This is a genomic window from Nitratireductor aestuarii (genome assembly GCF_014641695.1).
Taxonomy (GTDB): domain Bacteria; phylum Pseudomonadota; class Alphaproteobacteria; order Rhizobiales; family Rhizobiaceae; genus Chelativorans; species Chelativorans aestuarii.
On record NZ_BMIF01000016.1, the window covers coordinates 58,858 to 82,046 of the forward strand.

The 23,189-nt window shown below is 61.1% G+C and carries 22 protein-coding genes; 8 read left to right on the plus strand and 14 right to left on the minus strand.

The genetic code is table 11. From position 1 onward, the window contains the following. Positions 1-2: 2 nt before the first annotated feature. The 8 genes from IEX27_RS18905 to IEX27_RS18940 form a co-directional block, all read right to left on the minus strand. Positions 3-1,034 carry an ABC transporter ATP-binding protein gene (locus tag IEX27_RS18905; RefSeq protein ID WP_188722660.1) on the minus strand — a complete coding sequence of 344 codons (1,032 nt, stop codon included), beginning with the start codon at positions 1,032-1,034 and terminating at the stop codon, positions 3-5. Beyond that, positions 1,021-2,643 (minus strand): CocE/NonD family hydrolase, encoded by a 1,623-nt coding sequence (locus IEX27_RS18910; protein ID WP_188722661.1) that lies wholly within the window; start codon positions 2,641-2,643, stop codon positions 1,021-1,023. The genes IEX27_RS18905 and IEX27_RS18910 overlap by 14 nt, the downstream gene beginning before the upstream one ends. Positions 2,644-2,647: 4 nt before the next feature. Then, positions 2,648-3,466, minus strand: coding sequence for a creatininase family protein (locus IEX27_RS18915; RefSeq protein ID WP_188722662.1), 819 nt, complete (start codon positions 3,464-3,466; stop codon positions 2,648-2,650). Between the two features lie 14 nt (positions 3,467-3,480). Continuing rightward, a complete protein-coding gene (locus IEX27_RS18920; protein WP_188722663.1) occupies positions 3,481-4,995 on the minus strand; it encodes a class I adenylate-forming enzyme family protein in 1,515 nt (504 codons plus the stop codon). A 256-nt stretch (positions 4,996-5,251) separates the two neighbouring features. Then, complete coding sequence (locus IEX27_RS18925; RefSeq protein WP_188722664.1) at positions 5,252-6,211, minus strand: LysR family transcriptional regulator; 960 nt, start codon at positions 6,209-6,211, stop codon at positions 5,252-5,254. Positions 6,212-6,394: 183 nt separating this feature from the next. Beyond that, positions 6,395-7,345, minus strand: a complete 951-nt coding sequence (locus IEX27_RS18930; RefSeq protein ID WP_188722665.1) for an isoaspartyl peptidase/L-asparaginase family protein — start codon at positions 7,343-7,345, stop codon at positions 6,395-6,397. A gap of 73 nt (positions 7,346-7,418) precedes the next feature. Continuing rightward, a complete protein-coding gene (locus tag IEX27_RS18935; RefSeq protein WP_188722666.1) occupies positions 7,419-8,996 on the minus strand; it encodes an ABC transporter substrate-binding protein in 1,578 nt (525 codons plus the stop codon). A gap of 57 nt (positions 8,997-9,053) precedes the next feature. Then, positions 9,054-9,629, minus strand: a complete 576-nt coding sequence (locus tag IEX27_RS18940; protein ID WP_188722667.1) for a MarR family winged helix-turn-helix transcriptional regulator — start codon at positions 9,627-9,629, stop codon at positions 9,054-9,056. A gap of 190 nt (positions 9,630-9,819) precedes the next feature. Between IEX27_RS18940 and IEX27_RS18945 the strand changes: the two genes are divergently transcribed. The 5 genes from IEX27_RS18945 to IEX27_RS18965 all read left to right on the plus strand — a co-directional run bounded on the left by IEX27_RS18945 (position 9,820) and on the right by IEX27_RS18965 (position 15,388). Continuing rightward, positions 9,820-10,521 (plus strand): creatininase family protein, encoded by a 702-nt coding sequence (locus IEX27_RS18945; RefSeq protein WP_188722668.1) that lies wholly within the window; start codon positions 9,820-9,822, stop codon positions 10,519-10,521. A 58-nt stretch (positions 10,522-10,579) separates the two neighbouring features. Continuing rightward, entirely contained in the window at positions 10,580-11,551 is a 972-nt protein-coding gene (locus IEX27_RS18950) for an ABC transporter permease (RefSeq protein ID WP_188722669.1), read from the plus strand. A gap of 1 nt (position 11,552) precedes the next feature. Next, positions 11,553-12,455 carry an ABC transporter permease gene (locus IEX27_RS18955; RefSeq protein WP_188722670.1) on the plus strand — a complete coding sequence of 301 codons (903 nt, stop codon included), beginning with the start codon at positions 11,553-11,555 and terminating at the stop codon, positions 12,453-12,455. Next, positions 12,452-14,137 carry a dipeptide ABC transporter ATP-binding protein gene (locus IEX27_RS18960; protein WP_188722671.1) on the plus strand — a complete coding sequence of 562 codons (1,686 nt, stop codon included), beginning with the start codon at positions 12,452-12,454 and terminating at the stop codon, positions 14,135-14,137. The genes IEX27_RS18955 and IEX27_RS18960 overlap by 4 nt, the downstream gene beginning before the upstream one ends. 117 nt (positions 14,138-14,254) lie before the next feature. Continuing rightward, entirely contained in the window at positions 14,255-15,388 is a 1,134-nt protein-coding gene (locus tag IEX27_RS18965; RefSeq protein WP_188722672.1) for a DJ-1/PfpI family protein, read from the plus strand. A gap of 59 nt (positions 15,389-15,447) precedes the next feature. Here IEX27_RS18965 and IEX27_RS18970 read toward each other — a convergent pair whose 3' ends face one another. Continuing rightward, positions 15,448-15,729: a hypothetical protein gene (locus IEX27_RS18970; protein WP_188722673.1), complete on the minus strand. Its 282-nt coding sequence runs from the start codon at positions 15,727-15,729 to the stop codon at positions 15,448-15,450. Further along, positions 15,726-16,940, minus strand: a complete 1,215-nt coding sequence (locus tag IEX27_RS18975) for a YeeE/YedE family protein (RefSeq protein ID WP_188722674.1) — start codon at positions 16,938-16,940, stop codon at positions 15,726-15,728. Before IEX27_RS18975 ends, IEX27_RS18970 begins: the two co-directional genes overlap by 4 nt. A gap of 192 nt (positions 16,941-17,132) precedes the next feature. Between IEX27_RS18975 and IEX27_RS18980 the strand changes: the two genes are divergently transcribed. From IEX27_RS18980 to IEX27_RS18990, 3 genes are all read left to right on the plus strand, one after another. After that, the gene (locus IEX27_RS18980; RefSeq protein WP_188722675.1) at positions 17,133-17,558 is read left to right on the plus strand and encodes a thioredoxin family protein; all 426 of its coding nucleotides are present in this window, start codon (positions 17,133-17,135) and stop codon (positions 17,556-17,558) included. Then, the gene (locus IEX27_RS18985; RefSeq protein WP_188722676.1) at positions 17,559-18,278 is read left to right on the plus strand and encodes a cytochrome c biogenesis CcdA family protein; all 720 of its coding nucleotides are present in this window, start codon (positions 17,559-17,561) and stop codon (positions 18,276-18,278) included. It abuts the gene before it with no gap. Between the two features lie 129 nt (positions 18,279-18,407). After that, positions 18,408-19,712, plus strand: coding sequence for a rhodanese-like domain-containing protein (locus IEX27_RS18990; RefSeq protein ID WP_188722677.1), 1,305 nt, complete (start codon positions 18,408-18,410; stop codon positions 19,710-19,712). 54 nt (positions 19,713-19,766) lie between these two features. On the opposite strand, the gene IEX27_RS18995 is transcribed toward IEX27_RS18990, so the two are convergent. From IEX27_RS18995 to IEX27_RS21235, 4 genes are all read right to left on the minus strand, one after another. Then, positions 19,767-20,615: an MBL fold metallo-hydrolase gene (locus IEX27_RS18995; protein ID WP_210315570.1), complete on the minus strand. Its 849-nt coding sequence runs from the start codon at positions 20,613-20,615 to the stop codon at positions 19,767-19,769. Between the two features lie 25 nt (positions 20,616-20,640). Then, on the minus strand, positions 20,641-21,726 hold the full coding sequence (locus IEX27_RS19000; protein WP_210315571.1) for a YkvI family membrane protein: 1,086 nt from the start codon (positions 21,724-21,726) through the stop codon (positions 20,641-20,643). Positions 21,727-21,905: 179 nt separating this feature from the next. Then, the gene (locus tag IEX27_RS19005; RefSeq protein ID WP_188722678.1) at positions 21,906-22,910 is read right to left on the minus strand and encodes a glycosyltransferase family 2 protein; all 1,005 of its coding nucleotides are present in this window, start codon (positions 22,908-22,910) and stop codon (positions 21,906-21,908) included. Positions 22,911-22,956: 46 nt separating this feature from the next. Beyond that, positions 22,957-23,189: hypothetical protein (locus tag IEX27_RS21235; RefSeq protein WP_210315572.1), on the minus strand; the 233-nt coding region annotated here is incomplete at its 5' end.

Below are 23,189 nucleotides of genomic sequence, written 5' to 3' on the forward strand. Positions count from 1 at the left end.
TTTCAGATGAATGTTGCCCCGCCCGGTTGGGCTTGAATGCTGCATGAGGAACCAACTGCAGGCGGCGGAGTGAGAGAGGGCACCATCAGGCGCACCATGCCGGACGCCGTCTGTACGTCGACCTCGTAGGTGTCGCCGAGATAAGCGGTGCGAACGAGCGTTCCGCTAAGATCGAGCGGGCCACCAGGCTTGTTGCCAAGTTCCAGGCGTGAGGCGCGCAGCACGAGGCGGGTTGCGCCTGCCGGTGCGCCGTCGCAGACGAGGCCATTGGCGAGAAAGACGCCATTTTCCGTGCGGCCCTCGATGACGGTTCGGTCACCCAGGAAGGAGGCAGTGAACGCGGAGCTCGGTGCATCGCACAGCGCCTCTGGCGAACCGATTTCCATCAGCAGGCCCTTGCTCATGACAGCCACGCGGTCGGACATGGCGAGAGCTTCCTGCTGGTCGTGGGTCACGAAAATGGTGGTGATGCCAAGACGCTGCTGCAGCGAGCGGATTTCGCTGCGCATTTCGGCGCGCAGGTGGGCGTCAAGGTTCGACAGCGGCTCGTCGAGCAGCAGGACGTCCGGCTCAATCACAAGAGCGCGGGCGAGCGCCACGCGCTGCTGCTGGCCGCCCGACATCTGGGTCGGGTAACGGTCAAGAAACGCGCCGAGACCCACGGTGGCAAGCGCTGCTGCGGCGCGTTCGCGGATTTCGTTCTTGCTGACCTGGCGCATGCGCAGGCCGAAGCCCACGTTGTCGAGCGCCGTCAGATGCGGGAACAGCGCGTAAGACTGGAACACCACGCCGATATTGCGGGTGTGCACCGGCTTCTGGCTTATGTCCTGACCGCCAAGGATGATGCGGCCGCTCGTGGGCTTGATGAAGCCGGCGATCATGCGCAGCGTCGTCGTCTTGCCACAGCCTGATGGGCCGAGCAGCGATACAAGCTCGCCCTTTGCGACTTCGATCGTCAGCTCGCTGACGGCAATGGAGTCACCGTATGTGGCGGTGACAGCATCCAGGGTAAGGTAATGCTTATCTGCAGACATTTTGAACCTGTGGCATGATCAGGCGGGAACGGAAGGCGCCGCCATGGTGAATGGAAATCGGGATGGGTTTGCGGAGCATGTCCGGAACAGGAGCGAAGGCATCGCTGCCCGGATGAACCTCGAATACGGGTGCGGCAGCTCCCTGAAGTGACAGCCTGACCGCATATCCGGCAGGGATCGTGACGCAGATCGGCCGGAGCGCGATTGTTGCCGAGGCCTGAGGGCCATTCAGCCGGACATGTCCGGTGGAAATGACGCGTGCGGAGCCGTCTGGGGACACAAGCGAGAGCGCTGCCGACACATCGAAGATCTGGGAAGGGGAGCTCAGTTCGAGCGTCGCGGAAGCCTCGCCGATGAAGGTGGTGTCTGCAACGAACGGCTCGCTCGTGTAGACGGCGACGTCCGCGCGGTTGTCGATCATCGAACGGTCAGCAAAGCCAGCCGGCGAACCGAAGTGGCCGCCAACGAGAGGAGTCGGACGGAACGGGTCGCTGACGAATGTGTCCACTGCGCGCGCCGGAACGTCAGAGACCAGACGACCGTTGGTCAGCGCGGCCGCAGCAAGTCCGCAGGAAGTCAGAAAGTACTCCTGCCGCGTGACTTCGGGCAGCGACGGCAGTACATGCCACTCCCGAATTCCGATATCGAAAAGACACACGTAATCAGGACGTTCACCGGCAGCCTTCAGATAAAAATCAAAGAATCTGACAATGGCTCGATCCACGGAGATTTCCGCGTCCGTTCCCATGTCGGCGCTGCCGCCCGCGCGGTTCCACGGTGCGTGCGTCCAAGGGCCGATCAGCAGGTGCGAGGTCTCGGGGCTCCTTGCGCGGAAGGCGCTGTCAGCCGCCCAGGTACCCTGCAGCAGGAAGTCGTACCAGCCGCCGATGTGAAGAGCCGGGATGTTGAGCTTGTCGTCGCGGAGCAGAACGCCCGGTGAAACCGATTCCCAATAGGCCGCATCGTCTTGCAGCCACTTGGAAAGGTGGGAAAGATCAGGCCGTGCCGCGAGGAAGGAACGCAGCTCGGCGGGCTTCATGGATGAAAGTGCGGAGTAGGCCTCGGCATCGCCGCGCTTGGCGGCAGAGAGCATCGCCATCTGGGTTGCCCAGCCGACATTGAGGCCGAGGCGGAAGGCGTTACCTTCATAGGCCCAGTCCGTTCGGGGCATCCAGGAACCCATCGCCGGAACAATCGCATCGGGCCTGCGGCCTCCACCGGCAATGGCGAGATACTGCGCCATGGCATGGTAGCTGAAGCCATAGAGGCCGATCCTGCCGTTGCTGCCGGGAAGGTTTGCAGCCCATTCGAGCGTTGCAGCACCGTCGGCAGCTTCGTTCACGAAGGCTTCGAAGATGCCGCCAGACTCCCCAGTTCCACGGACGTCCTGGATCACGACCATGTAGCCGTGGGCGGCGTACCAGGACGGGTGCGCGAGCACGACCGTCGAGGCGATCGTGCGGCCATAGGGCTGGCGCATCAGGAGCACGGGCCAGGGGCCGTTGCCCTCTGGCCGATAGATGTCCGCCACCAGGATTACTCCATCCTGCAGCAGCAGTTCGGCCCTTTCCGGCGCGATCACACTATGGAGTGCCTGGTGGTAGGTCACGGTGTCAGTCCTTGAACATCGTCTTGCTGGTAATGCGGTCGAGCGGATACTCGAGCACTTCCTTGAGCAGCTTCAGCAGATTGACGGCGCTGCGCTCGACGCGCTCACGGCCGCGTTCTGCATCGGCAGCAGCAGCGTTTCCGCAAGCGCCCGAAGGATGGATGTCCTGGGTCTGCCAGCCGAAGCCGATCTTGCCTTCCGGCGTCAGCAGTCCGCCCTTTTCCTCGATCTCGACCGAGAGGGGCACGAAGTCGTCGGCGTACTGCATGTCGATGAGGTCGCCGTGCAGATGCAGCATGACGCTGGTCTCGTCTTCGCCGCCGTGGATGCCGTGCTTCAGCTCGGAGGCGCTGAAGAGGTCGGACATGTCAGCGCCGGCACGGGCCGAGGTGTGGACGGCAAACATGCCGAGCTTGATGCGCAGTTCGCGGCAAATGATGTCGATGACGTGCGGGTTGCCGCCGTGAGAGTTGACGAACACGATCTTGCGGCAGCCGGCGCGGTAGACGCTTTCGCCGAGTTCGAAGAGCACCTTCGCAAGCGTTTCGTAGGAGAAGGTCAAGGTGCCGGGGAATTCCAGGTGCTCGACCGACTTGCCAACCGGCATCATCGGCAGAACCAGAACCGGAAGGTCGTCTTCCATCAGCTCGACGCAGCGGGCGATGGTGCCCGCGTTGATCGCCGCGTCCACGCGCACCGGCAGGTGCGGACCGTGCTGCTCGACGGCTGCGATCGGCAGGACCGCAACAAAGTTCTCCATGTCGAACTCGGTGAAATCCTTCGTGGTGTGATCCCACCACCAATGTGACTTGAGCTTTGCCATTTTCTTTTTTCCTCTTAAGCAGCGGCTGCCTGGGCAGCGAGTTCAGCCTTGGCGATCTTGCCGGTAGGCGTCATTGGGAGTTCCTTGAGCGACACCACGGCCATGACGGAGAGGTCGTAGGGAAGCTTGTCGGCGATCTGCGCCTTGACGGCGGCCCCATCGAGCGGGGTATCCGTCTGGACATAGGCAATGGGGCGGGTCTTGAGGGCGGCATCCGGTACGCCAACCACAGCGGCCTGGATGACGCCGGGGATGGTTGCGAGCGCTTCTTCGATGTCACGCGGGTACCAGGTCTTTGTGCCGACCTGCAGAAGCTCGGAACGGCGGCCAAGCATGGTCACGTAACCATCGCTGTCCATCGTGCCGATGTCGCCGGTCCACAGCCAGCCGTCGCGCAGTGCCTCAGCGGTCTTTTCCGGCTTGCCCCAGTAGCCCCACATGAAGCCACCGCGGATGGCGATCTCGCCCACGGAACCAAGCGGCACTTCCGTTGCGTCCGGGTTGAGGATGCGGACTTCCTTGTCCGGGAGAGGCTGGCCCGCGCGGCGGGTCTCGATGTCCTTAGGGTCAAGCTTCGGGTAACCGAGGGCGACGAAGCCGCCAAGTTCGGACTGGCCGTAGCTTTCTACCAGCGGCAGGCCGAGATCCTTGTACCAGCCCGTCTTGAGCACTGGCGGAACAGGGCCGCCGCCGGACATGCTCATGCGCAGCTTGCCCGGAGCACGGCCACGGATGGCGGCTTCTGCAAGCACGTCGGTGAGGATCGGCGGGTTGGCGATCAGCATGGTCGCGCCGCGTGCATCCAGAGCATCGAAGCCCGTCGTCTGCGTCCACTTGCCCATGACGTTGATGGCGGCACCCTTGGAGAGCTGCGGCAGCAGGTTACCGACGAGCTGGTAGGAGCTCGACAGAGCGCTCGGGCCGAAAGAGACGTCGTCAGCGGTAATCTGCAGACGCTCCGCAATGCAGCGGGAGGCGCGGACGGTTGGCTCGTGCCGTAGCACGGCGCCCTTGGGCTTGCCGGTTGTGCCCGAGGTGTAGGAGAGGTGCGCGAGTGCGTCTTCGTCGTAAGGATCGACCGGCACCGGCAACTTGGCGGCCAGTAGGTCCGGCAGCGAGTGTGCGCCTTCCTGCGGACCGTCCATGCAGATCAGCGCGCGGATCGTCGGACAGTTGGCGGCGGCAGCCTTGACCGGTACGACCATGTCGTGGGTGTAGACGACGACAGTCGGCTCATGGTCGGCAAAGTAGTAGGGGAGTTCCGCGGCGAACTTGACGTTGACAAGGGCTGCAATTGCACCGATGCGCCAGCAGCCGAACATCACTGTCAGATAATCCATGCCGTTGTGGGCAAAGATCGTGACGCGGTCGCCGGGCTTTACGCCGAAGTGCGCAAGAGCACCTGCTGCGCGTTCCATGGCTTCAACTGCGCCAGCATAGGTGAGGCTCTTGTCGCGGTCGACCCAATGAAAACAGTCGTGATCAGGGGATCGGTTTGCGCCGTCGAGGAGAAGGGTATGCATCAACATGAAAGGAAGTTCCCCGGCTTGTGCCTAATTTTTTAGCACGATTGTTTGTAGCTCAATTAATGAGCAATTCGGCCGGTTAGGGAATGGGGCTGGCGTCTATAGTCGGTATAGAAGAACGTCTATAGTGACCGAATGACCGGGCTATTGCGCTGAACACAACGCAAAAACGACGCCTGCAGCGCAGGCATCACTTGATCGCATAGCTGACTGGTGAAATTGGAGGGACTGGTTTTGTGTGCCCGAATAGCTGGCCCGGTTATGCACAAAGCTCGGCGTGGATTTCCTGGTCAAAGCGCCGGGTAACGCTACGAACCACACTGCGCAGCCACTGATTCAGGCTGCTGGAGTGAGCGCGCTCATGCCAGAGCATGTAGAGGTTCATCTGGTTGAACTCAAACGGCGCTTCCACCAGCTGGAGCCGGTCCGGATAGTGCTCAACGATGTGCTCCGCATAGGGGCGTGCGGTCGTGAAGATCAAGTCCGTATCGGCAATTACGCTCGGGATTAGCGCATATTCCGGAATCGACATGGAGATGTGACGCTTGAGCCCCAACTGCGACAGACGGCCGTCAATCGGGCTATAGAAGGCGTTGGACCCCGGCGTGGGCGAGACGTGGTGGGCATCGAGATAGTTCTCGAGCGACAGGCGACCTTCCTGCGCATGCGGATGCTCTTTCTGCATGACGCAGGCAATGTCGGAATGGAGCAGCACAGCTGACTTGAGGCTTTGCTGCGTCATCGGCCAGTTGCCAATCACGAGGTCCACGTGCCCGGCTCCGAGCTCCTCGAAGAGGTCAAGTCCCTCTGAGGGCGCAAAGAAATCCACAGAGATGCCGGGTGCCTGGTTCCGGATGCTGCTTGCGATACGCGGGATGAGGAATGCACCAAAGCAGTTCACCGCAGCGACACGCATACGGCAATTCACACCGCCGGGATCGAACTGCTGCCGCTTGTTGAGCGTCGTCCTTAGTGTGTCGAGCACCGCACCGATGGAGGCCATGACCTCTTCGCCGCGCTCGGTCAGCACCAGCTTCTGCCCGGAACGCACGAGCAGGGGGTCTGCAAACACTTCGCGCGCCTTCTTGAGGCAGGCGCTCACGCTGGGCTGGGTAAGGCCGAGTACTACAGCGACCTTGGAAACATTCTTCTCGGTGAGGAGCAGGTACGTTGTCCGCAGCATCCGCACGTCGATGGAAGAGTTGAGACTGGTGTACATGCATACTTCCTTGTCACCCACCCAAGATAACAAAGCAATTTACATGCCATCAGCCCTGCTTTTTCAGGCAGTCTGGCGGGAGTGCCGGAAGTCATGCGCCTCTCAAAACAGAATGTCCGGCTGAGACGATGCCTTAGCCGGACATTCCAAGCTATTCAGATCATTATCGAGTTCAGTGCCGCATCAGGGCTCGTAGCGGAAGACCTCGTCGTGCGAGGCGACGAAGAACTCGCCGTCGTTTGTTACCCAGCCGCGGAACATGCCGTCGGTGTTGTAGGGAGCCGCGACGGAGCCATCAGCACCGACCGCGACAAGGCCTGCACCGATATTGTGCGGCTTCAGGTCTTCCATGATGACTTTTGTGGCGGCCGCCTTCACGTCTTCGCCAAGATAGGCGATGCGTGCAGCAATCTCGTGGCCAACCACGTGACGAATGAAGAACTCACCCTTGCCGGTGCCGGATACCGCACACACGCCGTCACGGGCGTAGGTGCCTGCGCCGATGATCGGGCTGTCGCCGACGCGGCCGTCAGGCTTGTTGGTGTAGCCGCCGGTGGAGGTTGCAGCGGCAAGATGCCCGTGCTGGTCGAGTGCAACGGCGCCAACGGTGCCGTGCTTTTCTGATTCGCGGGCTGCGGCGAGCGTGCCAGCTTCGGCATGCGCCTTCATGGAGGCGAGGGCCTGCTTGCGGCGTTCGGTGGTGAAGTAGCTCTGTTCTTCGACGGCAAGACCCTTCGCCTCGGCGAATCGGTCGGCGGCTGCTCCTGCCAGAAGCACGGCGTCGTTATGCTCGAGGACGGCGCGGGCGGCCTTGATGGGATTACGGATATGCTGCGCAGCGCAGACGGCGCCAGCGGCGAGCGTCGTGCCGTCCATGATGGAAGCGTCGAGCTCGTGGATACCGTTCTCGTTCATGGCTGCGCCATGCCCAGCGTTGAAATGGGGGCTGTCCTCCATGACCACGACTGCTGCCTGCACTGCGTCAATCGCCTTGCCGCCGGCCTTGAGGACTGCATAGCCCGCTTCAAGCGCTCGGCCGAGGTCGCGGCGCGCCGCCTTCCATTCCTCGTCGGTGAGATCCAGCTTGGCCATCACACCGCATCCGCCATGGATGGCGAGGGCAAAATTTGTCATGCGGAAAACTCCGTTCTGAAACTGAAACGGGGATACCGGCGAACCGGTATCCCCTCTGTGGAAAGCTTGCAGCTTACTGCTTCGGCTTCACGTCCATGGCCAGCGTGTCCTCGTCGGAACGCGGGGTGTAGGTGACCGTGTCAGCCTTCAGGCCCCATGCCGACAGGTTGATTGCCAGCGGCAGGTCCGGACGGTCGGTTGCGGAGAGCATGTTTGCCTCTTCGAGCAGGGCGCGGCGCTTGGCCTCGTCCATCTCCTCGCCTGCAGCCTGGATCAGCTCGTCCATCTTCGGGTTGGAGTAGCCGCGGACGTTGAAGGCGCCGAGCGACTTCTCTGCATCGTTGGTGTGCATCAGCGAGGAGAGCATGTAGTTCGCTTCACCCGTCAGCGTGCCCCAGGAAGCCATGTAGAGCGAGTATTCGCCACGGGTCTTGGCAGGATTGAACACGGCAGCCGGAACGCCCTGAACTTCCGCCGTCACGTCGATCGAAGCAAGCATCTGCGCGATTGTCGGTCCGAGCTCCGTCGGCATACGGTCGTTCGCGTAGGAAAGCGTGATCTTGAAGCCGTCCGGGTAACCGGCTTCGGCCATCAGCTGCTTCGCCTTCTCCACGTTGTACTCGGGAGCAGGGACGTCCTTGTTGTAGCCGAAGATGTTCGGGGTCACGAGCTGGGTCGAAACGACGCCCATGCCTTCCAGTGCGAATTCTACGATCGTCTCGCGGTCGATCACGAGGTCGAAGGCTTCACGCACGCGCGGGTCGAGAAGCGGGTTCTTCTCCAGCTTGTTGCCGGCGTTGTCCCAGATCAGCGGCGAATTTTCGCGGAAGTCGAACTCCAGGTACGGGATGTACACGGACTCGTACTTGATGACTTCGAGCTTCGGGTCGGACTCGATGCTGGCGAGGTCCGTGGACGGAACCTTGGAGATCACGTCAACCTGACCGGCCTTGAGCTGTGCAACGCGGGCAGCGTCGTTCGGGATCTCCTTGCGGATCACCTTGTCCCATGGCTCTGCGCCACCCCAGTAGCCGTCGAACTTCTCGAGGACGAGATCCTGGGTCGGAGCCCAGCTGACGAACTTGTATGGGCCGGTGCCGATCGTTGCCTTGCCGGTGTTGAAGCCTTCGGCAGCCGTGTCCTGCGTGGAGTAGTCGGCAGCAGCCTTGTGCGAAACGATGAACAGACGCACGAAGTCGTTCGGCAGTGTCGGAGCCGGGCCGTGGGTCTTCACGCGGACGGTGTAGTCGTCAACCACTTCCACGGAAGCCACGCGGCGGACGTAGATGGTGGACGGGTTCGGGCCGGTCACGTTCGGGATACGCTCGATCGAGAACTTGACGTCTTCAGCCGTGAAGTCGGAACCGTCGTGGAACTTCACGCCTTCGCGCAGCTTGAATTCCCACGTGGTGTCGTCGATCGTTTCCCAGCTCGTGGCGAGCGAAGGAAGGATCTCCAGATCGTTGCCGGAGCGCAGCAGCGTGTCGAAGACGTGCTTGGTGGCTTCAGCATTGGCGGACGTAGCCGTGAAGTGGGGGTCCATGGAAGCCGGACCCGACTTGGTAGCGATCACCAGGTCGGCGGCAAGTGCAGCAACCGGCGACGCAAGCATCGTTGCGACGAGGGCAGTGCGGAGCATCGTTTTCAGCATTTTTGTTCCTCTTCTAGATGTTATGCCTCGGACTCGGGCGTTATGCTGTGGCTCTGGTCATTCGCTCTCGCATTCGGGACCGTCGGCGCTAATTGCCTGCGGCCATTGATCGGATGCGGAAACGAGCTTGGTCAGAATTTCGGACAGGCTGAGCCGTTCTGCTGGGCTGAGACACTCCAGCATGCGGCGTTCATGTTCGATCATCATGCCCTCGGCGAACTGCACGGCTTCGAGGCCCTTGCCGGTCAGATCCAGCATCACCCGGCGTTGATCACCCTGATCCGTCTCACGCTCGATCATGCCAAGCCGAAACAGCTTGTTGGTTGCACGACTGAGTGTGTTCTTGGGAAATCCGGAGGTGCGCACGACGTCCGAGAGCGTCGAGCGCCCGCCCAGATGGAGAGACCAGAGCACCACAAATTCCGGACGCAGGAGACCCAGCTGCTGCTGGATGTAGCCGTAGACCGGATTGTTGAAGTGGAGCGCCAGGTAGTTCAGCCGGAAAGAGAACCAGCAGGGATTATTCCACAGCTTGGCATGCATCAAAGCTTCTGCGTCTGAGCCGGCGAAAGACTCCGGAACAACACGTCCCGCGCGCCCCTCAAACAACGCCTGCCGCACCGCATCACTCATTTGCATGTCCCGCATGAAGGTGATAATTAATCCCAAATGGAACTTTATTGCTCCATACCATCTTGCGTCAATGGCAATTTTTGATCCATAAAGAACTAATTCTAGATTAGACCGCTTTTCGAGCGGGGCCATTGAAAGGACGGATGCTGTCTGAAAACACCGGGCATCCGCAGGTTGAGAAGGACAGAACATGCGCATTCAGGACATGCATTGGGGCCAGGTTGAAAAACATGTTAAGGAAGACGACAGGTGTGTTCTTCCGATCGGTTCCATAGAGCAGCATGCCTATCTCAGTCTCGCCACGGACATGATTCTCGCCGAGCGCGTTTCGGTCGAAGCTGCCGAGCCTCTCGGTGTTCCGGTTTTCCCGTGCCTGCCTTATGGCATGGCTTCGGGCTTTGCCGATTTCCCTGGTACGGTGACGCTTTCACTGCGCACCTATATCGGCATCATTGAAGATATTCTAGACAGCCTCTACCACACGGGCTTCCGCCGCATCCTCATCGTCAACGGCCATGGCGGCAACACGCCGGTCAATCCGGTGATCGGTGAGTGGCTGAACCGCAACCGCGACGCTTCAGTGAAGCTGCACGACTGGTGGCGGGCGCCGAAGACGATGGCCAAGGTTCTGGAAATCGATCCGGCTGCGTCGCACGCGAGCTGGATGGAAAACTTCCCCTGGACCCGCCTCGAGGGCGCTCCGATCCCGAACTTCCAGAAGGAACGCATCGATTTCGCCGCAACCGCGCGCGTCGATGCCGGTCGCAAGCGCGAGCGCATTGCCGAGGGCAACTACCATGGCGTCTTCCAGCGTCCCGACGAGGACATGCTGGCGATCTGGAAAGTGGGCGTCGAGGAAACTCGCTACGAAATAGAAAACGGCTGGCACTGATGAAGGGGACGCGCCAGGCGTCCTCCATCAACCCCATAACAATAAAAGAGGGGCAGGCATGGCATCCTTCATATTACGCAGGTTGGGACAGGCGGTGATCGTGCTCCTGGTCATGTCCCTGCTCGTCTTCATGGGCGTCTATGTCATCGGCAATCCGGTGGACGTCCTGATTTCGCCGGACGTGACGCAGGAAATGCGTCTTCAGGTGATCCGGCAGTACGGCTTCGACCTGCCGCTGTGGCAGCAATATCTGCAGTTCCTGCAGCGGCTTCTGACCGGTGATCTCGGCAAGTCCTTCGTCTTCAACATGCCCGTCATGACGCTGATCGGCCAGCGGCTGCCGGCCACGCTGGAACTGACGCTGATCGCGGTGTTCTTCGCCTCGGCAGTCGGTATTCCGCTCGGCATCTACGCGGGCTACAAGCCGGACAGTTTCATCGCCAAGTCGATCATGGCCGTGACCATCCTCGGCTTCTCCGTCCCGACCTTCTGGATCGGCCTGATGCTGATCATGGTCTTCGCCGTCCAGCTGGGCGTTCTGCCCGCCGGCGGACGCGGACAGACGGCGGAACTCTTCGGCATTCCGTTTTCCTTCCTCACGGCCGACGGCTGGTCGCACCTCATCCTTCCGGCGGTGAACCTGTCGCTCTTCAAGCTGTCGATGATGTGCCGTCTTGCGGCATCCGGCACCCGTGAAGTCATGCTCACCGACACGATTAAGTTCGCCCGCGCTGCAGGCATCTCGGAGGGTACGATTCTCCGCCGCCACGTGCTGAAGCTGATCTCTATTCCGCTGGTGACGGTCTTTGGCCTCGAACTTGGCTCCACGCTGGCATTCGCGCTGGTGACCGAGACGATCTTCAACTGGCCGGGCCTCGGCAAGCTGATCGTCGACTCCATCACCTCGCTCGACCGTCCGGTGATGGTCGCCTACCTCATGCTGGTCTCAGCCCTGTTTGTTGTCATCAATCTTTGCGTCGATCTTGCCTATGCGGCAATCGATCCGCGCCTGCGTCAGGGGAGGAGCTGATATGTCGTCGACTAACGTTCAGGCCGCACGTTCCGTTTCTCCGGCGGCCGAATTCTGGCGCACCTTCCGCCGCAACAAGGTGGCGGTTGCCGCACTCGCGGTGGTGCTGCTGATCACAATCGTGGCGGTGTTCGCTCCGTTCATCGTGCCGCAGGATCCTTTCGACCTCAAATCGCTTGTGCTGCGCGATGCGCGTCGGCCCCCGGGCTACGTCGGCACCACGGGCATCGTGCATCTGCTCGGAACCGACAGCCAGGGCCGCGATCTTCTGTCGGCCATTGTCTATGGCCTGCGCATCTCGTTGCAGATGGGCCTTGTGGCCGGAGCCATTGCCTTCACGATCGGCGCCGTCGTCGGTTGCTTTGCGGCTTACGTGGGCGGACGCACCGAGTCGCTCTTGATGCGTATCGTAGATATCCAGCTTTCGTTTCCGGCGATCCTGCTGGCCTTCGTCGTGGCCGCCATTTTGGGGCAGGGCAAGTCGCAGCTGATCCTGGCTCTCGTCTTCGCGCAATACGCCTACTTCGTGCGCACCGCGCATGGCGCGGCGGCTGCCGAACGTCAGAAGGATTACGTGCAGGCGGCATTGTCGGTGCCGATGAGCGGCTGGTTCGTCATCACCCGCCACATCATACCGAATTCGCTGCCGCCGCTGATCGTGGTTGCGACGGTGCAGATCGCTTCGGCCATCTCGCTGGAAGCAACGCTCTCCTTCCTTGGTGTTGGTCTGCCGCCCACCGAACCGTCACTCGGCATGCTGATCGCCAATGGCTTTCAGTACCTGATGTCGGGACGCTACTGGATCGCGATCTATCCCGGCGTCGCGCTTATCATTCTCATCATGGCGATCAATCTGGTCGGCGACCAGATCCGTGACCAGCTCAATCCGAGGCTGCGCAAATGACCCATCTTCTGGAAGTCAAGAATCTCAGGACCTACTTCCAAACGGACAAGGGCGTGATCAAGTCCGTCGACGACATCTCGTTCACGATCAAACGCGGCGAGGTCATGGGACTTGTGGGCGAATCCGGCTCGGGCAAGTCGATCACCGGGTTCTCGCTGATCGGGCTGCTCGACAGCAACGGCCGCATCCAGCCGGGCAGCTCCATCAAGTTCAACGGGCGCGAGCTCGTGGGCTTGAGCGAAAAGGAACTGCGCAAGATCCGCGGCAGGGACATCTCCATGGTGTTCCAGGACCCGATGATGACGCTGAATCCTGTCGTAAAAATCATCGATCAGATCGGCATGGCGATCCGCGCCCATGAGCAGGTGTCAGATGCGGAGGTCCGCCGTCGCGCCGTCGACGTGCTGCGCAAGGTCCAGATCGTCGATCCCGAGAGCAAGGTTGATCAGTATCCGCACGAGTTCTCGGGCGGCATGCGCCAGCGCGTGGCGATTGCCATTGCGCTTCTGCACAGGCCGCAGTTGGTCATTGCCGACGAGCCGACGACGGCGCTCGACGTTTCGGTGCAGGCCGAAATCCTCAAGGTCGTGAAGGCGCTGGTGGCCGAAATGGGCACTTCGCTCATCTGGGTCAGCCACGATCTGGCGACGGTTTCCTCCATCGCCGACACCATCGCGGTGATGCGCTATGGCAAGATCGTTGAAGCAGGTCCTGCGCGTGAAGTGCTGCACAACCCGCAGCACCCCTATACGAAGGGGCTGCTGGACGCGCTTCCATCCCGCTCGACGCCGGGCCAGCCGCTCGCCTCCGCAGCAACGGAAGCGGCAGGGGCCATGGATTTCACGGGCCTTGGCGGCTCGGCTATTGGAGCCAATGCGGACGACCAGTTTGTGCGCGCCCATGGTGTGGAGAAGATCTTCGCACCCCGCATCGGCTTCCTGCGCAAGCTTGGCATGCGGATGGGCATTGCCAAGGAGCCTAAGCCTGTCCATGCGGTGAAGTCCGCCAACGTCACGATCGCGCGCGGCGAGATCCTCGGATTGGTGGGCGAATCCGGTTCGGGCAAATCGACGCTCGGGCGCATCCTCTGCGGCATCTACCCGGCTGACGCGGGCGAGGTCAGCGTCGGCGGCAAGCCGGTGCGTTCGGCCTCCGGCAAGCTCGGCACGCAGGTGCAGATGATCTTCCAGGATCCGTTTGCATCTCTCGATCCCCGGCGGACGATCTTCCAGTCCGTCGCTGAAGGCCCGATCGCGCACGGCTTCTGCACCCGCGCCAACGCACGCGAATACGTGAACCGGTGGCTGCGCGCCGTCGCCTTCGATCCGGCCATGGCGGACCGCTATCCGCACCAGTTCTCTGGCGGTCAGCGTCAGCGCATCGCCATCGCGCGGGCACTCGCCATGCAGCCCGAGGTGATCATCTGCGATGAACCGGTTGCCTCGCTCGACGTGTCGATCCAGGCGCAGGTCATCAATCTGCTGATGGAACTGCGCCGCAACCTGAACATCACGCTCCTGTTCATCAGCCACGATCTCTCGGTTGTGAACCACCTTTGTGACCGCGTAATCGTCATGCGTCATGGTGAGATCGTGGAGCAGGGACTGGCAGGACAGGTGTTCTCCACGCCGCGGCACCCCTACACGAAGATGCTGCTGGACGCAGTTCCGCGCCTCGCTTGAGGCGGTAAGACTTGAGGCGAGGTCGTCAGCCGACACCTCGCCTCAGCCTTTTTGACTTGTGCTGTCGGTGGACGCACGGGATTATCGTCATATCTCCAGAGCCTCTGGGAGGAGCGCATGACGAAATCCATGGTCCTCAAGGGCGTTGCTACCCTCTTGATCCTCGGCCTGATTGGCTTTGCTGGCTGGATCTACACCTTGCCATCTGCCGTCGCTTCTCCTGAAGCGCCACCCGTGCCGCGGGAAGAGGTTGAGGCGTTGCTTTCCGCCCTTACGCCGAAGAATACGGATCGTCCGACCATAGCGGTCATCGGGATCAATGATGATGCCACCGAGACAACCGACTACCTGATGCCAACCGGCATCCTTCGCCGTGCGGACGTGGCCGACGTGGTGCTGCTCTCCACTGCAAAAGGACCCGTCCAGCTCTATCCGGCGCTGAAGGTGGAGCCCGACGCGACGATCGCGGAGTTCGACGCCGGCAACCCGGGCGGAGCCGACTTTGTAATCGTTCCGGCCATGAGTCGCGATGACCACCCGGCCGTCATGGCATGGCTGCAATCGCAGGCGCAGAAGGGTGCTACGATCATCGGCGTTTGCGCGGGCGCCAAGGTTGTAGCTGCCGCCGGCCTCCTCAAGGATCACCGGGCGACGACGCACTGGTGGTATCTGAGCAAGTTTCTGAAGATCGATCCCAGCATCGACTATGTCCGCGACCGGCGAATAGTTGCCGACGATCGTGTCGTGACAACGACAGGAATCTCAGCCTCGATGCCGGTGGCGCTGATGCTGATCGAGGCAATTGCGGGCAGGGCGAAGGCGGAAAAGGTCGCGCAGGGTCTCGGCGTCGAGCATTGGGGCGCGGAACATGCCAGCGATGCCTTCCGATTGACCCGCGGTTTCGCCACGACCGTGCTTGGCAACGTGATGGCCTTCTGGCGGCGCGACACCTGGCAGATCGAAGTGGAGCAAGGGGTGGATGAAGTCTCGCTGGCACTCGTCACCGACGCCTGGTCGCGGACCTATCGCTCCGGCGTGCAAACCTTCAATCCATCGGAAACAATGATCGAGACTGCCAATGGCATCCGGATCTTGCCGGACATTACCGGTACGCCGGATGGTAAGCTTGAGAGTTGGGGAAACTTGCCGCCAGCAGACGTGCTGGACGAAACGCTTGCTAAGATCGGGCAAGTCTATGGTGAGCGCACCGAAACTATCGTCGCCATGCAACTCGAATATCCGCGCCAGTAGTAGGACATGAACAGCCGAGCCCGCAAAAGGCTCGGCTGATCATCTACGATTCTGGCCGCCTATATGGCTCCTGCTGAGCATGGATTTAGGGCCGCCGGTGCAGCAGCTGGCGCCGGTGCAGGGGCAGGCGCTGCCGCACCTCTGCTGTAAGTGTCGGCAAGGCTATCGTAGTTCCGTTGACCCGGGCGCGAGGGCACAGCCGCTGCGCAGGGGTTGAAGCTTTCCTCCTGGCTGGCAACCTTCGGCGCCGGGGCAGCCGACGTCAGGTGATCGGCCGACACGGCACCTACTGCTGCAAGCAGCGAAGCGCCGAAGAGGATCGTGTTCCGGTTGCTGCTCATGCCCGCTTGAACCCGTCGAGACCAAAGAGCGGGCGGATAAAGATGCCGAGCAGGCTGCCGAGATAGGCCATCACGAACCACACCCAGCCGTGCAGGCTGCCCGAAGCAATGCCGGAGAACAGCGCACCGATGTTGCAGCCGAAGGAAAGGCGTGCACCGTAGCCCATCAGCAGGCCGCCGACGATTGCAGCAACCCAGGAGAGGAACGGCACGGCAGCCTTCGGTGCAAACTTGCCGGCGAGCGAGGCGGCGAGGGCAGCACCAAGGATCACGCCGAAGTTCATGACTGAGGTCACGTCGAACAGCACGCTGTTCTGAAGTGCGCGGGCCTGCGCCGGGTTCTGCCAGAACTGCCAGCTGGAAACCTCGATGCCGACAGCTTCGAAGATCTTCGCACCCCAGAGGCCGAAGCCATAGGTCACCGACCAGGGGTGGCCTGCCAGAAGCAGGGTGAAGACGTTGCCGAGCGCCAGCACGACGGCTGCGAGGATCAGCGGCCAGGGGCCATGCAGGAAGCTCGAAGGCGTCAGGTCCTTGAGGCCCGAGAAGATGGACTCAACGTTTCCGTGCTTGCGCTTCTCGATATAGGCGAGCAGGCCGATGATGGCGGCAAGGCCGACCAGCGTCAGGAGAGTGCCGCCCAGTGCGCCGAAGGACTCGCCGAAACGGATGACCGGAAGCGAGGGCAGCTGGAGCCAGAAGGGCAGGTGCAGGGTGCCGACCGTCGCGCCGATGATGAAGCCCACCAGCGTCACCAGCATCCGGGCACTGCCGCCACCGACTGTGAAGAGCGTACCCGAGCCGCATCCGCCGCCAAGCTGCATGCCTGCGCCGAACATGAATGCGCCGAGGATCACCGAGACGCCGACCGGCGCCCATGCGCCGACGACGGAGCGGCCGAGGTCAAAGGCGCCGCTCATCAGCGGAATGAAGACGATCGCTGTTATTGCAATCATGAAGAACTGGGCGCGCATTGAGCGGCTGCGGCCTTCGGTGGCAAAGCGCTTCCAGCCGCCGGTGAAACCGAAGGAGGCCTGGTAGAGCGCAAGCCCGAGCAGCCCGCCCGTCAGGAAAAGCAGCGCCTGCGTGACGCTCACCGCGCTCGACAGCACGAGAACGCCGGCAGCGAGAGCCAGCACGATGACCAGGAGGGGAGGGATATCCACTCGCACGCCCCCGGCAAGCTTCGCATTGAAAGTGGTAGTGGTCATGGAGCCTCTGCCTGAAACGAATTGTGGGCTCTTTATCTCACCCGCCCGTCACGAACTGAAACAAAGTTCTTCTGCCAAAACCTTCCGGGGTAAAATTTGTCGGCGCGTTCCGGGCATTCTTGGGAATTGCATTCCTTCTTCGGGTGCAGGGCGCGCTGTAGGCTCCTGTCACGATTGTACTGGAACCTGATCATGACCCTTGCGAACCTTCGAGGCGCCCTTGTCGCGCTCGCCACGCTTACGGCGGCTGTAGCCCCCGCTTTTCCGACGATTGCCGTGGCTGCAGGCGAGCAGGTCGAGCGTGCCAAACTCATTCAATACGAGCCGGGAAAGACGGATCTCGCGGCGGTCGCTGCAGAGAACGAGAAGACGGTGGTCTTCTTCTTCGCCTCCTGGTGCCCAAACTGCATCCTGACGCTGACGGAACTGTCGGAGAAATGGTCGGACGTCGAGCCGGACATCACGCTCGTCATTGCCGACTATGACACCGAGACCGAGCTTAAGGCGAAGTACGGCGTCACATATCAGGACACATTCGTGCTGCTCGACTCCAAGGCGGAGAGCGTCAAACTCTGGAACGCCGGTGGCGTCGCAGGCCTGAACAAGAACAGCCGCTAAATGACCATCTTCTTTGCGTTCGTTGCCGGGCTGGTCACCGTGCTCTCGCCGTGCGTGCTGCCGTTGCTGCCGGTGATCCTTGCCAATTCGGCAATCGGCGGACGCATGCGGCCGCTGGGCATCATCATCGGCTTTGCGGTCTTCTTCAGCGGGATCACGCTTGTCCTGAGCCTGCTCGTGCGCAACATCGGCCTTTCGCCGGAGATTCATCGTACTGCTGCAGCGCTCATCTTCATCGTTATGGGACTGGTGCTCGCTGTACCCTTCTTCAAGAACACCTTCGAACGCTTCACCTCACCTGTGATGGGATCCGTCGGGTTTCGCAGAAGCAATGGATCAGGCTTCGGCGGCGGTCTGCTCGCCGGCGCCGGTCTGGGGCTTGCCTGGACCCCTTGCGTCGGGCCCATCATGGCTTCCGTCATCACGCTTGCGCTCAATCAGGAGACCACGCTCAACTCGGCCCTGACGGCGCTCGCATTCAGCCTGGGCACGGCGATCCCCATGGCCCTTGCTGTACTCTTCGGCAACCGCCTCTACAGCCGCATCGGCTTCCTGAAGCGCAACAGCGCGCGCATCCAGCAGGCGATGGGTGTTGTCATCCTCGCGGTCGGGCTCTTCATCTGGTTCGGCATCGACCGGTCGATCCAGATTGCTCTCTTCAAGGCATTCCCCGGTTGGGAAGCAGTGCTTACCGGCTGGGAAAGCGCCGTAGTCGAATAATTTCCGTAGTTTCCACTTCAGACGAAAAACAATTCCGGCTCATCACTCACCTTTGGTAGCCCGTTGATTGTCCGGAACCGTGCCGTCTGAGAACATCCGCCCAACTTAATTCCTCGGGAGTTCATCCACATGCGTCGTTCCTCCACCCGCGCTCTTCTCGCTGCCAGTGCGCTCTCCATACTGGCGCTCACCGCGTCCGCCCCGTCCTTTGGCAACGCTGCCCTGAGCTCCATCTTCAGCATCGAAGCCGCTGCTGCTGAAGAAGCCGGTTTTCCGATCATCGTGAATGCCGACCAGTTCGCGGAACTCGCCGCCAGTGGCGCGAAGATCGTTGACGTCCGCCCGCAGGCTGCCTTCGAGAAGGGCCATGTGCCGGGCGCTGTGAACGTGCCCTGGGCCGCGCTCAATGTTTCCGAGCGTGATGGTATCCGCAACGAGTTCCAGTCGGACGAAGTGATCGAGAAGGTCATTGCCGCAGCTGGCCTCGAGAATGGCGACACGCTCGTCATCTATGACAACAACTCGTTGCCCGGTCGTGCCTTCATCGCGCTCGAGTACGCGGGCTTCAAGACCATCCACGTGCTGGATGGCGGTGTAGACGCCTTCAAGGGCGAGCTTGAGACCGGACCGGTTCAGGTTGCCGCCAGCGACTTCAAGATCACCGACAAGTTCGACATGCGCGTGGACAAGGCCTATGTGGCTTCCCGCATCAACGCGCCTGACGCGGTCGTGATCGACGGACGTGGTTCGGATGCCTATGTAGACGGCCACATCCCCGGCGCGAAGTCGCTCGTTGCATCCCAACTGCTGACGGAAAAGCGCACGGTTCTGCCGGAAGACATCATCAACAACCTGCTGGCTTCGCGCGGCATCGACAAGGAAAAGGAAATCCTGTCCTACTGCGGTTCGGGCGTCGCTGCTGCCAACAATTACATTGCACTGCGCAACCTCGGCTACAAGAACGTCCGCATCTATGACGAGAGCTGGGACGAGTGGAGCCGCGATCCGGCCGCTGGCCAGTCGCTCGCGCTTGGCAACTACACCTTCCCGGGCCAGGACATTGCGCCTGCATCGAGCGAAGGCCCGCACTTCCTGACGGCCGATCAGGTCAAGGAACTATCGCAGGATCCGAAGGTCGTCGTTCTCGACGTGCGCTCACCGTCTGATTACGGCGCCGGCCAGATCCCCGGTTCCGTCAACGTGTTCTGGGACGCGACGCTCGATGATAACCGCGTGCTGAAGGACGTGGCTGAGCTGAAGAAGCTCTACGAGGAAGCTGGCGTGACGCCCGACAAGCAGGTGATCCTGTTCACCCGCGGCGGCGTGCAGCTCACCCACTCCTACACGGTGCTCTCGCTGCTGGGCTTCAAGAACGTTAACTTCTTCACCGGCAAGTTTGAAGGCTGGGAAAACGGCGCGATGCGCCGCGGCTAACACTTCTCCCTTGGACTAACTGGCTGGCCGGCTCTGTCCGGCCAGTTTTTTTTGTCACACGCTGCGCCAGTTGTCGCCGTTCTGGCGGACCTTACCTTCATCCCGCAGCTTGTGCAGATGCGCCTCTACATTCGCTTCCGCCGCCCAGACCAGATAGGGATCGCTCTTGTTGTAGAGCACCCGCGCGATCTCCTGGATCGTCGTCTCACCTACGCGTTGCAGCATTGCGAAGATGTCGTTCTCGCGCCGGACGCGGTTGCCAAGCAGCCGCTCCACGTAAGGATGCGGATCGGGCAGGGCAGGCCCGTGACCGGGAAGGTAGAGCGGCTCGCTGCGGGCCAGAAGGCGGCTGAGCGAATCCACATAGGCCTTCATGTTGCCGTCCGGTCCGCGCACGATCGAACTGTTCCAGGCCATGACGTGGTCGCCTGAGAACAGGACGTCTCCGCGCGAGAAGCAGATGTGGTCGCTCGCGTGTCCTGGCGTGAACACCACCTCGAGGCCTGCGACCACGTCGCCTTCCTTCAAGAGCTTGTCCGCAATGAGAATGTCACCGGCATAGTGCTCGGAGGCGTAGACCGGCAGGCCGGATCGCTTCTTCAGCAGTCCCAGCAGTCCCGAATGGTCGATGTGATGATGGGTAATCAGAATGCCCGCGCCGCGCGGGGCAATTGCCTCGCAGAGCAGTTCTAGATGTGCCTCATCTTCCACGGGGCCGGGATCAAGCAGGAAGTCTCCGTCCGCCGTCTCGATCAGATAGGTGTTGGTGCCGTGATACGTCATAAGCGACGCATTGTTGGCAACGGCGCGGGAGATGCCGGGAGCCACTGGAGAGAACGTCAGGCGCTGCGGTGCGTCTTCAGTCAGAAAGCGCGTTGAGGAATTCTTCTGGACTTCGGTCACTGCAACTCCTTCATGTCTTGCGTGATTATTTCACCGCAAATGCCTGAGGCGTCAACTTCCCGCTTTTCAGCCGCAACCATCCGATGAGCGTTGAGGCCATCAGCACGAACCCCAGATAACCGAAGAAGGGATAGACCGTGCCGATCAGCTGGGTAAAGCCGAACATGCTTCCGGCAAAGGCGAGCAGTCCGCCAGCCGCGCTGCCGATCCGAAAGCGGTTGGTTCCGGGCTCGAACAGGCGCGCCGCGAAGGAATAGAGTACGCCCACGGCCGTATTCAGGATCGTGGCAAAGATCGCAATTGCCATCAGGATCGACAAGAGGCGCGATGACTGGGCGGAAAGATGGAGCGTCGGGATTGCAACGCCGGCAAGCTCGTCTGCCCGTGTGAACATGCTGCCTGCGAGCAGCAGCATCAACGCGCCGAGCAGTACGCCGCCGAATATCCCGCCCCACATGGCGGCCTTCTGGTTCGAAGTCTGGCCGCCCATGATGATCAGGAAGGGTGCGCCGGCAATGATATTGTACGAGACGTAGAGCAGGGCAGCGAGCAGCCAGTGGCCTGACGCGCCAGGAAGATTCTCCGCTGCCACTGAGAGCGTCGCCATGTCGGCCGAGCTTCCCGCGACTGCGAGTGCTGCAACGATGACCACCATGATCGCCAGCAGGGGCGTAACGGCGCAAACGAGATTGATGACCTTGCGCAGGTCGAGCCACACGATCAGAATCGTGCTGACAGCAACTGCAATGCAGCCCCAGATGGAGGGAATGCCCGTCAGCTGTTCGAGGAGAGCACCGCCGCCCGCGATCATCACGACAGCCATTACCAGCATGAAGATGGTCACCAGGGCATCAACCAGCGGGCCGAGATAGCGGCCGCAGATGGCGTGAATGACATCCTTGTGGCTTTCCGCTGCCTGCTTTTGCCCAAGCGCTGAAAGCGCCATCGCCAGAAAGATGAAGAGCGCGGAACTCAGCACGGCTCCCGCCAATCCCGCCAGTCCAAAGCTGGTGAAGAACTGCAGGATCTCCTGTCCCGATGCAAAGCCGGCACCGACGACAACGCCGACAAAAGCGCCGGCCACCTGAACCGATTCCTTCAGAAAATTCATGGTGAAAAACCTTAAGTGCTTGCTGGCAACCTGATGAAGTCGCGAACGAGGTGCGGCTTGCGACAATTTACATGTTAATCAAATCGGTGTGACGCCTCTTAGTCGCACGCGTCGTCGCTGTCGACCTTTCAGTCGATGCTCAGATGATCGTACCCGCGCCATTCCGCGGGTGGCCGTGATTAGTGCCCGTGCGTGGTGAGATAGTGTTTCGATCTGAACCCCAGCCATCCCTTGGTGTAACCGACGAGCGATGCGACCAGGAAGGTGATCTTCCAGAGAGCATGGTGACGGTGGAATGGGATTGTCAGAATTGTCAGCACGGTCTTGTAGATGCGCGACAGGACTGAGCCTAAGAGGCGGAGAGTGGCCCTCGATGGGCTCTCCCCAAACCGTTCCTTGAAATCCTCGCAGGCCTGACCCCGAATACGCCTGTATCGGTAGCGGAACGATAGCCGAGTGGCCGGAACCGTCTCGTAGACGATCGCCTTGGGTGCCCATCCGGTGCGCGCGCCAAGCGCTTTTGCCTGTAGGTAGAGACGCGTATCTTCACCGCCGGCAAAGCCGAGGGAGGCATCGAAGCGTAAGCCGGTGCGACGGAAGAAATCGAGTCTGCCCATCCAGCTCCATGTCGCCAGTTTGATGCTGTCTCCGTGACCCTGCGCACAAATATTTGCATTGCGGCGTTCGAGGTTCAGAAGTGCTTCCTTCGCGGCATCCCACACCAGCTTCTGCCAGAAGGTGCAGGAGTCATCCACCGGAGCCAGCCGGGCAGGGGAGCCCAGCAGGTCAAGGTCCTGTGCCCTCTGCACCCGCAACAGCTCCACCAGCCAGTGTTGATCGACCTGCTCGTCGTCGTCGGCAAAGGTCAGCAGGTCATAGCCCTGTTCGATCGCGCATTCGAGCACCCGGTTGCGCGCACTTGCTATCCCCAGAACCGGTTCGACGAGATAGGTGACCCTGTGACCGTGGACCTGCAACCGGAAGTCTTCAACCACGCCCGCGAGCGTTGCTTCAGCGTTGTTTTCGACGATGATGAAATCGACCTCCGCATCGTCCGGCAGATGCATTTCCGCATAGGATCGCAGCAGGTTTTCAAGCATGCGCGGACGATTGCGTGTAATCGTTCCGACAGCAATCTTCGTTTTTACCGGCGCGCCACTCGTGCCCGACAGTACAAGCACCATGTCATGTCCCCCACCCCAGGTGAACCCACGAAGGAACTATCCTGTTTCACCATCGGAAGGAAGTATTATCCAGTACATGGACGGTGCCCAGACAGGGATTTTCTGGCGTCTTGCTGCAGCCCATAAACAAATAGCGGCCCTTACGGGCCGCCCAGACTGCTGACAAACCTCTGGCGTTAGCTGGAGGTTTTTGATTCACTGGGGCATGTTGAAGAAACCTGCTCCAGTTCAGACGGCGATCGAGATGGTGACGCTCGAGAGCCTTGTTCCAGCAGATCA